Annotated in this window: 12 protein-coding genes; 7 read left to right on the forward strand and 5 right to left on the reverse strand. The window is 37.9% G+C overall.

Annotated features, from left to right (window positions below; genetic code table 11):
* Positions 1–9 precede the first annotated feature (9 nt).
* Positions 10–1,194, forward strand: coding sequence for a MerR family transcriptional regulator (locus tag AAEU28_RS00175; protein ID WP_421962442.1), 1,185 nt, complete (start codon positions 10–12; stop codon positions 1,192–1,194).
* Between the two features lie 28 nt (positions 1,195–1,222).
* A complete protein-coding gene (locus AAEU28_RS00180) occupies positions 1,223–1,759 on the forward strand; it encodes a DUF924 family protein (RefSeq protein WP_421962443.1) in 537 nt (178 codons plus the stop codon).
* 40 nt (positions 1,760–1,799) lie between these two features.
* Here AAEU28_RS00180 and AAEU28_RS00185 read toward each other — a convergent pair whose 3' ends face one another.
* Positions 1,800–2,000 (reverse strand): hypothetical protein, encoded by a 201-nt coding sequence (locus tag AAEU28_RS00185; RefSeq protein ID WP_421962444.1) that lies wholly within the window; start codon positions 1,998–2,000, stop codon positions 1,800–1,802.
* A 202-nt stretch (positions 2,001–2,202) separates the two neighbouring features.
* On the opposite strand from AAEU28_RS00185, the gene AAEU28_RS00190 reads away from it, so the two are divergent.
* Positions 2,203–3,528, forward strand: a complete 1,326-nt coding sequence (locus AAEU28_RS00190; protein WP_421962445.1) for a leucine-rich repeat-containing protein kinase family protein — start codon at positions 2,203–2,205, stop codon at positions 3,526–3,528.
* A gap of 55 nt (positions 3,529–3,583) precedes the next feature.
* On the opposite strand, the gene AAEU28_RS00195 is transcribed toward AAEU28_RS00190, so the two are convergent.
* The gene (locus tag AAEU28_RS00195; RefSeq protein ID WP_421962446.1) at positions 3,584–3,835 is read right to left on the reverse strand and encodes a TIGR03643 family protein; all 252 of its coding nucleotides are present in this window, start codon (positions 3,833–3,835) and stop codon (positions 3,584–3,586) included.
* Between the two features lie 286 nt (positions 3,836–4,121).
* On the opposite strand from AAEU28_RS00195, the gene AAEU28_RS00200 reads away from it, so the two are divergent.
* Both AAEU28_RS00200 and AAEU28_RS00205 read left to right on the forward strand, forming a co-directional pair.
* Entirely contained in the window at positions 4,122–5,183 is a 1,062-nt protein-coding gene (locus tag AAEU28_RS00200; RefSeq protein ID WP_421962447.1) for a hypothetical protein, read from the forward strand.
* Between the two features lie 63 nt (positions 5,184–5,246).
* Positions 5,247–6,302 carry a hypothetical protein gene (locus AAEU28_RS00205; protein ID WP_421962448.1) on the forward strand — a complete coding sequence of 352 codons (1,056 nt, stop codon included), beginning with the start codon at positions 5,247–5,249 and terminating at the stop codon, positions 6,300–6,302.
* A 28-nt stretch (positions 6,303–6,330) separates the two neighbouring features.
* Here the strand turns inward: AAEU28_RS00205 and AAEU28_RS00210 are convergent, their stop codons facing one another.
* Entirely contained in the window at positions 6,331–7,083 is a 753-nt protein-coding gene (locus AAEU28_RS00210) for a substrate-binding periplasmic protein (protein WP_421962449.1), read from the reverse strand.
* A 223-nt stretch (positions 7,084–7,306) separates the two neighbouring features.
* Here AAEU28_RS00210 and AAEU28_RS00215 point away from each other — a divergent pair, with 223 nt between their 5' ends.
* Positions 7,307–8,146 (forward strand): delta-class carbonic anhydrase, encoded by an 840-nt coding sequence (locus tag AAEU28_RS00215; RefSeq protein ID WP_421962450.1) that lies wholly within the window; start codon positions 7,307–7,309, stop codon positions 8,144–8,146.
* A 62-nt stretch (positions 8,147–8,208) separates the two neighbouring features.
* Here the strand turns inward: AAEU28_RS00215 and htpX are convergent, their stop codons facing one another.
* Positions 8,209–9,075: a protease HtpX gene (htpX, locus tag AAEU28_RS00220; RefSeq protein WP_421962451.1), complete on the reverse strand. Its 867-nt coding sequence runs from the start codon at positions 9,073–9,075 to the stop codon at positions 8,209–8,211.
* A gap of 224 nt (positions 9,076–9,299) precedes the next feature.
* Positions 9,300–10,739, reverse strand: a complete 1,440-nt coding sequence (locus AAEU28_RS00225) for a serine hydrolase domain-containing protein (RefSeq protein ID WP_421962452.1) — start codon at positions 10,737–10,739, stop codon at positions 9,300–9,302.
* 153 nt (positions 10,740–10,892) lie between these two features.
* Here AAEU28_RS00225 and AAEU28_RS00230 point away from each other — a divergent pair, with 153 nt between their 5' ends.
* Positions 10,893–12,977 (forward strand): winged helix-turn-helix domain-containing protein, encoded by a 2,085-nt coding sequence (locus AAEU28_RS00230; RefSeq protein ID WP_421962453.1) that lies wholly within the window; start codon positions 10,893–10,895, stop codon positions 12,975–12,977.
* The last annotated feature ends 17 nt before the right edge of the window (positions 12,978–12,994 follow it).

The following is a 12,994-nucleotide window of genomic DNA, read 5'->3' on the forward strand; positions in this document are numbered from 1 at the left end:
TGGGCTTATATGTTTTTAATCTCAGAGCTTGCAAAAAGAGTAGGTGTATCAAGAACGACCTTGTTGTACTACGAGAAATTAGGTGTCATTAGTGGTCAACGTTTAGACAATGGTTACCGGATTTACACCGAATTGGATGCTCAGCGTTTAACTTTAGCCATGCAGTTACAAGCTGGTGGATTATCACTTAAAGAATGTGTCGCCTGTCTGAATGGCAAAATAGATAAAGATATTTTAAGTGAAAGGCTGCGCTTGTTAGATGAAGAAATAGTGCAAAAACAGAAAGCGAGAAAATTACTTTCTGGTTTACTGGGTGAGAGTTCTAATCGTGATTTTCATGCGCAATTAAATGAACTTGCTCCACAAGCGCACTATGAATGGTTATTACAGCAGGGCTTTACTGAAAGAGAAGCGCAAAGAATAAGGTGGTTATCAAAAGATATGAATACACACGACCAATATATGCAAGACTTCCTCACCGTTTTTGAACCTTTGACTCGTTGGGGACCCGGAGACGACAGTGATACGCTCAAAGCGATTTCACATATTCCGAGTAAGGCTGATCGCATTTTAGAAATCGGCAGTGGTAAAGGTTTATCGACTTGTTTATTGGCAGAGTACTCTAATGCTCAGATCACAGCCATTGATAACGAACCCATTGCAGTAACAAACTTAGCAGAGTTGATTGAAAGCAAGGGTTACGCTGAACAGGTTACTCCCATGTGTGCGAGTATGTCTGAACTGCCATTTAAGACACATAGTTTTGATGCAATTTTGGCAGAAAGCTGTGTCTATATAATGGGTTTTGAAGAGGCCCTAAAGCAGTGGCAAACAGTGCTCAAGGCAGATGGTCTGATTATTGTCAGTGATTTAGTTTGGCTAAATTCGAAGCCAAATGAAAAGTATCAATCATTTTGGTCGACTGAATATCCAGCAATGACAAACGTTGATACGCGTTTGATGCAAGCTAAAAAGCTGGGTTTTGAGGTGTTAGATGACTTCATAATTAGTGCAAATGCCTGGCAAAACTATTGGCAGCCTTTGCAAGCAAGGGTAAATGAACTTAAAGCCAGTATGCCAGACTCACAGGCAATCAAAGATATTCAGAGAGAGCTCGATATTTATCAGTCCCATGATGGAACGCAGTTTGGTTATCATTTCTTTGTGCTAAAAAGAAATGCGTTATACAGTTAAGCATTAATAGTTTGTTAGGATGTATGTCATGTACCAGCAAGTACTCGATTTTTGGTTTAATGAAATCTCCCCAAAGATGTGGTGGCAAAAAGATTTGGAATTTGATGCTGAGATTGTTCGACGCTTTGGCGCATTACATCAACAAGCGGTTCTAGGAGAGTTGTTTGAATGGCGAGAGCATACCGAATCGAGCCTAGCAGAAGTGATTGTCTTAGACCAATTTTCACGGAATATTTATCGAGATACGCCACAAGCTTTTGCTGCCGATCCGCTCGCCTTGGCACTTGCTCAGCAAGCCATTAAAAATGGTTTTGATAAATTAGTTGAGGTTGAGAAACGCAGTTTCTTTTATCTGCCATTCATGCACAGTGAGTCAAAACGCATTCATGAAGAAGCGGTAAAACTCTATACGGCACATGGCAATGAAAATAATCTCGAGTTCGAGCTTAAACATAAAGTGATCATAGACAGATTTGGTCGTTATCCACATCGAAATAAAATTTTAGGCAGAGAATCTACCCAAGAAGAAATCGCTTTTTTGCAAGAGCCAGATTCAAGCTTTTAAAATTGAATCTAAAAAAGCCCAAGAGGGCTTTTGTTATTTTTTATGCACATACCGTTACGTGTTGTGAAGGTGCACAGGCATTAGGGTGTGCGGATTCTGCACAATACTCGATATTAGACCAACAAAAATTCTTGTCAGTATAATTAAACGTTCCACCTACAATTGCTGGCGTTGCTTTATTTGCGATCACATTGTGATGTGAAAGTTGCTTGATTGATTTTTTATTTAAATTTAATTTCATTTTCTTCTCCTTGAAGTTTTACATACACCTAAATCATAGTTAAACCGAGTTTGGTTATGCAGTTAGGTTGCTTGTTACTTTATTGTTAATTTTTGTTCTGGTAAAGCATGTTTTCTTCTAAAAAATCATTCTTTAAGAATTTACTGATTACGTGATGTAGATAAGTTAAACTCTCGCCTTTATTTTTAGGAGGCGAATAAGCGTGATCTCAGGACTAACAGCAGCAGAGCAACAATGTCATAATCTAAATGATTTAAAAGCAGGGAAGTACCAAGGTTATAAAAGGCTGCAATTAGTTGAGGGCTTATCTGAATTCCCTGAAGAAATCCTTTCTTTATCAGACACACTTGAGGTGTTAGATCTTTCAAATAATCTGCTTTCAGAATTACCAGACAGTTTTGTTCAACTCAAAAATTTAAAAGTATTATTTTTATCGTTTAATCAGTTTAAAGTTTTCCCTGACGTGTTAGGAAAATGCCTTAATTTAGATATGGTTGGGTTTAAATCGAACCAAATCGAGTCAATCAGTGAAACGGCACTACCAAGAAACGTACGCTGGTTAATTTTAACCGATAATTGTCTAACTCAATTACCACACAGCTTTGGTCAATTAAGTCAGCTCAAAAAGTTAGCGTTGGCAGGTAATAAACTCACTGCAATACCTGAAAGTTTTACACAGTGTAAGCAATTAGAGTTAGTTAGGCTTTCAGCAAATGAACTAACTTCAGTCCCTGCGGGGTTATTTAAACTGCCCAAATTGGCTTGGTTGGCGCTATCTGGTAATCCATTGGTTGGCCAGCACAAAGCCCATTCAGGTATTGCCCAGTATGAACAGCAAGATATTGTACTCAATGAGCAGATAGGTCTGGGCGCATCGGGTGTAATTTACCAAGGTAAATTAAATAATGCTGACACAGACATTGCCATTAAGGTGTTTAAAGGCGGTAAAACCAGTGATGGTTACCCAGAAGATGAGTTAAATGCTTGTTTAACAGCAGGTCACCATGAGAATTTAATCAATACATTTGCGCATATTTCAGAACCAGATTTCTTGGCGCTACTTATGGATTTAATACCGAAAGGCTATGAAAACCTTGGCCTACCACCAAACTATGAAACCTGTACAAGAGACACATTTGTCGAAGGCACGCAATTTTCTATTGAAACAATCTTTAACATTGCTAGACAGTTAGCAGATGTATTGTCGCATTTACATAATCAGCAAGTCAGTCATGGTGATTTCTACGCGCATAATACGATGATTAATGCTCAAGGGCATGTGATGTTTGGTGACTTTGGTGCCGCGACGCAATTACATAACCTTTCTGAGATTCAGCAACAGCAATTTGAACGCATTGAAGTGAGGGCGTTTGGTAATTTGCTAGATGATTTATTGGCACAAAGCCAGTTAAATGAAAGTGAAAACAGCACATTAGCTAAGCTTATACCCCTCAGAGATGCATGTTTGAATGACAATATTACGCTTCGACCAAACTTTGCAGACATCAAAGTTTTATTGGATGAATAAGCTCTCAAACTATATTTGCAAAATAACTCAATCAGAAACGTAATATGGGCACTCTTTAGCGGTGCTTATATTGCGTTTTACAATATCCGCGTGAGATGTCTGGGTTGCGTAATTTTAGATGTTTAGTTTCACGACCCGCCATACGTTTACGCCACATTTTAAAGCTGCTGGGTTTCATTTCTTTTCTCATTAAATTAACGACTTGCGTTTCATTTAAGCCATATAAGGTATTAATTGCTTCAAATGGTGTTCTATCTTCCCACGCCATTTCGATTATGCGGGAAATTTCATGCTCTAATAAATCCATACTTTTTAAATTCTATAAAATTGACTTTGTTTCTACGGAAAATTCTCAGTTTTAGATTTATAAATTTTCTTTATTTTAATGAGTCAGTTAAGTCCCTGTCTCTTCAATAAACTTGCAAATTCCAGACATAAAACGTGAACAAATGTAAATGAAATATTGCAAATGTTTATATTTCGATCTAATACTCTAATTGCATCTGGACTGATGTCATACCAGATGTCGCACGGGAAACCTGATTTCGTGTAATCGAAATCAGGTTATTTTTGCAAGAAACTTGGAGGTTGCAATGGGCAATCTGAACACAATGAAAATAACAAGCTTAGTTTTTGCAGTATGGGCTTTAACACTATCTAATGTTGCAAGCGCAACTAGTTATAAAACCGTTTTAATTCACGGTTTTCAGCCACAGCAATTGTTGTTCGGTTCACCTAATACAGTTAGCAGTGATGGCGAAAGCTATTGGGCTGATTATTGGGGGGCTTTGGCTGATGAAAGAATAGATTGGCCTTCGTTCGAACGCGTAAAAGGTAAAATCGCCACAGACTACGTTTGGCCAAAATTAAAGTCGATGAGTGAGCGCGGCGTATGTGATCAAGGTTGTGTACTTGTTACGCACTCAACGGGTGATTTGGTCGCACGCTATATTATTGATAACCAAGCAAACTGGTTAACTACAGCAGGGCTCAAGCCGCTCAATATCATTGCAACATTCGATATTGCAGGCGCTGGTGGCGGCAGTGAATTGGCAGATTTAGCAGTGAATGTAACTCAAGGAGCGACATCTTGGAACCCATTGATTGAAGCGGCTTTGCAAGCTTGGTTAGGTGGCCCATTAACCGATAAGTTAGGTGTTTTGAACGACCTTAAAGTCAATAATGCGCGTCAATTGGCTGCACTTCCGAGTGACCGTGCACCTAGACTTAGATTCGTAGGCGAGGGCGATCTCTTCCTTGGTGCGACCAAATTATTTTTAAAAGGCAAAGATGACAGTGTGGTTGCTTCGCACTCAAGTTGCGGCTCTAGCAAAGCTGGAGACTTCGGTAGCTGCTCTTCAAGCATCGCTTTTGATGGCAAGATTTCATCACAGGGTGATGCAGTGACAAGCTTTATGCCCAATCATTATCCAATGTTGATGTCTGATAACTATGATCACTTATCAATCATTCTTAATAAGCAAAAAGGCAAAGTGACAGCAGCGAATGACGCTTTAAGATTGGATAATGGCGATACAATTTCATTTTCCACTTACCAAAAAGATTATGGGTTTTGGATTTTTAAAACTCATTACAAATATGTGAGTCAGTCTGATTCTCAAAGCATGTCTAAGTTAATTTATAACACGTTATAAAATTTCAAATTGAGTAATTTTATTAAGGCCGTATAATTTTTACGGCCTTATATGGTCGACACTATGAAAAAAAACAAAATCGTCATTGGACTAGTTGCTATTGGCTGTATAAGCATTTGGTATTTTCTTGGGTCAAAACAAAAAAGCGATAATGAATTAGATACTGTGATAAAAGCAGCTCATGTACTCAATCAAGTTGATGATAAGGAGTCTTCGCAAAAAATCATTCAAGAAATTACTCAAGAAGGTAAGAAGCCTCAGCCTACAAGTTTTGATCAATCCATTATTGAGTCAGCAAAAATCATCGCAAATAAATACGAGCAAACGTTGAAATTCCCGCCATATTCACAACCTCTTTCTTTAAATGACTTTAGCTTATTAAATCCAAATTATTTCGAACCGGTGACCATGATCACGCAAGATAGTAATGTGAAAATATCCATGATGCTAAATAAATATCATTTTGTTGCACCTGAGGCTATTAAGGTTCTGGTCAAAGGAAGCGATATATACGGCGTGAAATTGAAAGTGCAGGATGCTGAAACACGTAAGACCTTGTCAAACCATACGATGCAATTTTCAGAAGATGGATACTTAGCTCAAATTAAAGGGAATAGTGACTACCCAGCAAACTTGCAGATCACCGCATTAGTTAATGTAAATGGTGATGAAATCCCCATTGTTGCGCAAATTAATTACAACCAAAAAAGTGCGGCAATTATAGGTGGAGCAAAACCATTTGTTGAAATCGCTGACCTAGTTTTCCCTATAGATATTAAGGTTGAAAGAGGTGGCCTTTACAGAGTGAGAGCAAATTTGTTTTCAGGCGGGCAACCCATTGCTTCTTTAGTTTCTGAAACTAAATTAGATGTAGGGCAAAAACAGGCTTTGTTACGAGCACATCAAAGTATACTGCCTAACGCAAGTGAATTTGAGCTGTCCACTTTCATCATAGAAAAGCGCTCAACGCACCCCGCAGAGCCATCTCGCTTTGGTAACTCAGAGATTGAAAAATTGATATTCGATGGTGTTGACCTGTCAGGTATAGAAAAAACGGACTACCAACCTAATGAAACAGAGAAAAAGCGACTGACATTTTTAAAAGGCATGACAAAATAGCGTTAGCGAGTCAGCCCGAAATTAAAATTTAATTGTTAACCAAATAACTCATCATTATGGCATCAATCTTAGGTTGTAACTCGTTTATTGCTTTATTAATTATTTTAACTTCGCATGATGTGAAAGACTTGTGGCTTAGTAGAAGGTGTACAGGATTATCATGCACTATGTAAGGCCATACTTTAATGATGTCATGGCCGAGTTCATTCTTGTAGTAATGTGCACTGATAATGTCATCAATAATAAAATCGACACGGTTTTTAATCAGCATTGAGATCCGACTGTTAGCACTTGCCAAACTCACAAACTGTTCTTTGAATTTTTGGTGTTCGAGTAGTTTTTTTAATTCCTTTCCATAATAAGACCCAATGCTTAAGCCAATGGTATGATCTTTTCTGAGAAGTGCTTTGAGGTTTTGTATAGGTCTAGGTTTTGACATAGATATTAATCTCATCTTCTCATCTCGATAGCTTTCTGAGAAAACACCATACTTTTGTCTTTCGATTGTAAAGCTTGTCATGGTGGAAACATCAATGACGCCTTTGCCCATTTCTTCAAAGGTTCTTGCACTGGAGGGAAGCCGCACAAATTTGTAGCACAAACCAGCTTTCTCAAATATTGCTTGTACAACCTCAACATCAAGACCCGTTGCACCTGTACTATCGAAAACGGTTAAAGGGGGCCAGCTAGCTACTACACCAATCTTTTTACAGTTTTGTGCAAATAAAATCTGAGGAAAAATCAGGCAAGTAAAAGAAAGTAGAAACGTAATTCGCCTCATTGAGAACACCATCGTCAACTTTTATTTAAGCATAGAGCAAAAAACACCGAATGATAGATGAAATCTAATAATTGTAGTTCCTAATTTGTTGTTTTTTACATGTGTTTTTATACCTAAAAAAGGTATTTCCAATTACTTTTAGATATAATTCCATCGTAAGTCATTATTTAAATTACTAATAATTTTATTGCGAATTTTTTAATCATTAATAACTGAGAGAAATATGAAATTAAAAACACTATGTGCAATGGGCATCTTCACATCTACTTCATTTGCTGTGATGGCAGACGTGTCTGATAAAGTGATCGCAGATCAGCGTGCTAACCTTGCTAAAAATACTGAGGGTAAAGGTTTTGGCCCGCAATCTCCGCGTGATATTGACACTTTAGAAGGTGAAAACAACATCGCTTTTAATGCTGCGCCTTCACATAAAGAAATGAACTTGTGTAACATCCACTTCCACAAAAATGCTGAGCATAAAGGCGGCGAGTTCACAAAATATGCTGGCAATGGTAATGGTAAAGGCTTTGAAACTGGATTCGTTTATAACGGTGAACTTTCAAAGAAAGAGCTAAAAGCAGTAAAAGGCCAAATTTGTCCATCTAAAACGGGTGGTCTATTCCCAGGTGACACCATTGAACTTCACTACGTTCATACAACAGCACAAGTTAAACCAGGTCCAACATTGGGCGCTTGTTTAAGCGAATCGATTGCTAATCCGCAATTACGAGTAGAAGCACAAGTGTATGTACTTGTAAACGACAAAAATGCATTAGATTTTGCTGATCTAACAAAATTTGGTAAGCAAAATGGCTACTATCAAGCGCTTAATATTCCTAACTTTACTGGTGCACCAGTACAGTATGCTGGTTCAACAACAGGTCCTAGCTACAATGAGCAAGGTTCACCATTACAAGTGAGCTGGAGCGTTCGTCCACGTGTTGCTAAGGTAAATATCGAGACAGTAGGTGAGTGGTGTAAAGATAACGCATTCAACGAAGACCACGCTCATGGTGTGCGTAACCTAGTTGTTAATCCAGCGCTTATTTCAGACATTGAATAAGATAGACTGAGAAATATTAAAAAGGAGTACTAGTTAATACTCCTTTTTTAATAAATTGATGCTTATTTTAATGCATCAATACGTTGCTCAAGTGATGGGTGAGACGCGAACATATCAGCTATGCTCTTACCTGACGCAATACCAAAAGCCATCATTGAGCCTTCAAGTTGCGATTCGTGATTGTTACGCAGGCGCTCAAGTGCCGCGCGCATCTTATGTGCGCCAACTAATTGTGCAGCACCACTGTCTGCGGCAAATTCACGTTTACGGCTAAAGTAGGCAACGACAACTGAAGCTAAAATACCGAAAATCACTTGGAAAATCATATCAAAGATGAAATAAGTCCAGCTTCCTCCACTATTTTCACCTTCTTCGTCACTATTTAAGAAGTTATCAACGATGCCAGCAAGCACTTTTGAGATGAAGATAACAAAGGTATTTACAACACCTTGGATCAAAGTCAGGGTAACCATGTCACCATTTGCAACGTGAGATACCTCATGAGCAAGTACTGCTTCTGCTTCATCACGGGTCATGTTGTGCATTAAACCTGTGCTTACAGCAACAAGGCTATTGTTTTTACTTGGCCCAGTTGCGAACGCATTCATTTCTGGGCTGTCGTAAATTGCCACTTCAGGCATTTTAATACCGACTTGCTCTGCTTGACGCGCAACCGTTGTCATTAACCAATGTTCAGTTTCATTTCTTGGTTGCTCAATGACATAAGCGCCAGTGGACTTCTTGGCCATCCATTTCGACATGAATAGTGAAATGAAAGCACCACCAAAACCAAACACCGTAGATATCATTAAAATCCCACCTAGGCTTCGGTTGCTAATGCCAAAGACACTCATTAGTATGGATAAGACAACACCTAACACGATCATCACCGCTAGGTTTGTAATCAAAAACAACACGACTCGTTTCATAACACCCCTCAAAAAATAAAAGCCAATCAGTAATTTGTGCGATTATTTGTATTAAAGTTCAATATTTATCAATATATGGGCGAAATGTTTCGTTTAAATAGTTTCAAACAAAAATTTGGGTTTGTTGATGTCTAAATACGTTAAATTTGAGGTTTAGGTTTGAAATAGTGTGACCATAAGTAGCCAGGTTTAAACCCTAGCTGCTTATGGTTAGGAGAAAGGGGTTACAGTCTTTTCATAAGTTGATTGACTTTGGCGATAACAGGCCAAGCTGAAGACTCATAATTACCTAACACAACTAAGATATAGCCTTTTTCTTGGTACATATTTAAACGAGCGGTCATACCAAGATGCTGGCCGTTATGACCAATAATGGTATTTTCTTCGTCGCCTCTTATTGAAAAGCCGTATCCCCAGTTATTGGCATTAAGCTCAGGTTTTGCGCTTAGTGCTTGTTGAGCGAGGGATTTGCTTATTAATTTGCCATTTTGTAATGAAATCGCAAATTTATGTAGATCTGACACTGTAGAGTACCCCCCGCCAGCCGGGCCACCTTTCACAGACTGAAACATTAAATTCTCGGTTATTTGGCCGGTTTCTACTGAAAACCAATAATTCCTTGCCGTGTTCTTGACGGGCACGTCTAAGTCAAAACTGCCACTATTACGCATATCTGCTTTGGCATAAACGTATTTGTTAATGTAGTCGAAATAGCTTTCACCGGTCACATTTTCGATGATTTTCCCAAGTAGCATCATACCATTATTGCTGTATCGCCATCTTGAACCAGGTTCAAAGGTTGTATCGATGGAAGAAAGTAGGGGGGTTATATCTTTTAATGATCGGACTTTATTTTGAATTGCATTAAAGCCTTCTCCATTTCCAATACCCGATGTATGACTCAGCAAATGTTTAATTTTAATTTTTGAGAAATCTCCTTCACCTAAAAGGTTTGGGTCAATAAACTTTGTCATAGGGTCGTCTAGTGAGATTTTACCTTGTTCAACTAGCTGCAAAATAGCGGTACTGGTAAACATCTTATTCATCGAACCAATTTGAAATTTCGTATTTAAATTATTTGGAACATCGTAACGTCTCGAAGCTAAGCCGTGTGCCGCAGAAAAAAGTACTTTGTCACCTTTAGCGAGTAAAATAGCGCCGGAGAATGCGCCATTATTTGCCAGTTTGGTACTGTAGCTTTTAACTTCTTCGACAAATCTATCATCTGATAGTTTAGAAAGATGAGAGGCGTCTTTCGGGTTTTCTCCAATATACCAACCTGTGATAGCGCGCTCTTGCTCATTATTGAAATAGATCACCATGCGGTATTGCATATCAATGTTTTTAGAATAAAGCGTACTAATATGTTGCAAGCCGTTATCTGTTTTTTCCAACTTAGAATCTAAGACTTCTAAATTGCCAAGGTAAAGTGCTTTATTCATTGAGTAGCCAACATACCTGTCTTTGCCCGTTCCTTCCCAACGTGATAGCGCATCTTTTGAGAAATGAGAAACAACAAAGTTTTCTATGTTAGACAGGTTTTGACTATTCAGTGCGGTTAAAAACGTATCTGCCAATTTATTGTGATTTAGGGTGTTTTCAGCAGCAACTGAGGCGCTGCTAACAACTGCTAATAGAGAAAGTGCAATAAAAGTTCGCTTCATGTTGTATTCCTTTTGTTTTTAATTGATTAATATGGCTGTCTGCCTTGGTGACTGTTTTACTTTTTTATTCGCAAGCAGGCGATGATGAAGCCATTAAGAACAGATTAAGAAAGGCTTAAGGGAAATATAACTAATAATTACAAAGAGATAAGATTGGATTCATCATATAAAAATTTACCAGGAAAAATTTCTATCAATGAATTTAGGGTTGATTTTGGAACCGGACAGATTTCGACAGATACGAAAATAGAGGTGATAGAGCCAAAAGTAATGGATTTGCTAAGGGTACTTTGTGGTGCACCTAAACAGGTTCATAGCGCAGAAGCACTATTTGAAAAAGTTTGGCCCAAATCTATTTACAGCCCTAACTCAGTAAGAAGAAATATCGCTTTGCTGAGACAAGCATTATCTGATGAAGATAAAACGCTAATTAAAACCCACCCCAAAAGAGGATACAGTTTAGAAGCCTCGATTAAATTGATTGATAGTGCAAATGAAAAAACACAGCAGCAAGTTTCATGTTTAGATACTGAAAAGTCTACATTACTCAAGACAAAGTCATCGCACTTAGCTTTGATATTCTTAATCGTATGTATTGTTGCGGTTTCTAGTGTGGTTTTATTCAATACTAAAAAGTCAAATATCCAGCTTTTAAACCTGAGTCCGATAACATCTAGTAATGATAAAGAGCGTTATATGCAGGTTAGTCCAGATGGTCGATATATGGCTTATATTCAAAGCGGACCTAATCAACGAAGATTATTGTTGAAAGACCTTGTCACACAAAAGGAGTGGCCTTTAAGTCAAAAGGCAAAAACTTATACGTATCTTGCATGGGACATGCATTTGAATAGCCTTGTCTACTCTTCAAAAGCGCAAAATGGCATTTCTTTCAATCGTATTTTGCTGGACGCACAACGAAAGCCGGTGTCTGAGGAAATATTATTTGAGCGCCAAGATATCACTTGGAATAGTGTGTTTTTTATTGACGACAATCAAAACCTATATTACCTAGCTAATCAAAACAGTTCTGAGCACAGTCGTAATGTGAGCTTATATAAACATAATTTAAACACGGGACTTTCAGAGATACTGTTAGATCCGAATGATGATTATAAGCCATATAAAATTTCCCTTTCTCCAACACAGTCTCGTCTAGCCATATTAGGATTTAATAAGGATGGCATTTCTGAAGTCAAGAGCTTAGACCTGAACTCTAAGCGCATAACGGCCATCGCTGAGGTTGATCACAACTGGCACTTCTTATCCTGGTTTGAGAACGAAAATGCTCTGCTTTTAAGTAATGGAAGCCAGCTAAAACAATTAAATTTGTCTGGCGAGATAACAACACTCGACTATAAGAGTTATAACTTTCTTATTTACCCGCAAATCGTTAAAAGCAAGTTATATTTTATTGAGGCCAAATCAGATCAAGACATTCTGAAAACAGATCTTCAAACGCTGGCAGAGCCGGTAAAAGTTGTAGATTCAAATACCGTTGATATGAAGCCGAGTTTGTCACCCGATAGTTCTAGTATTGCTTATATATCTCTCAAAAATGGATTGCCGCAAATATTTATAAGGGACACTTCAACGGGGCAAGAACGCCTAGTATTTCAAAATAAAGAAAATGAATATGCTTTGACTCAGGCATTTTGGGATAAACAGGGGAAATGGCTTGTAAGTAGCATCAACAATAAACCTTTTATTATTCATCTTGAAGAAACCCATCATTCTTTGCAGTGGCTAGATAAAATAATAGGTGTGCCAAAAGCATGGTACCAACACTCAGAAGCAATCTTATTTGTAGATAAAAGTACTCATAATGACAAACTCAAAAGATTTAATTTAAATACCGAAGTATCTCAAAGCTTGCATGTTGAGTTAGCAAAAAAACTGGTTTTCTTAGACGCTAAAGACAATTTAATAAGCTTGTCAGAGGGTCAAATCATTGATCACACTAATGACCAAGAACTTCTGAAAGGTGTTGAGGGTATCAAACGTGTTTATCCGCATTACCAAGGCTTTTCTTATCTGGTAAAAAAAGGCTCCGAAACACACCTTGGCTTTTATGAGTATTACCCCTTTACTTATAACAACAATGAAATACGAAGAGAATTACTAAAGTTCTGTGATTCATGGTGTGAAAGAATTACTACTATATCTAACAAAATAATTTTGCTAGAACAAAGTAACAATTCAGCTGATATTCTTGGGCTTGATATTAAGAGCCTTTAGTGATGAAGGCTTAAAGC

It is taken from the genome of Pseudoalteromonas sp. SS15 (genome assembly GCF_049257195.1).
GTDB lineage: Bacteria > Pseudomonadota > Gammaproteobacteria > Enterobacterales > Alteromonadaceae > Pseudoalteromonas.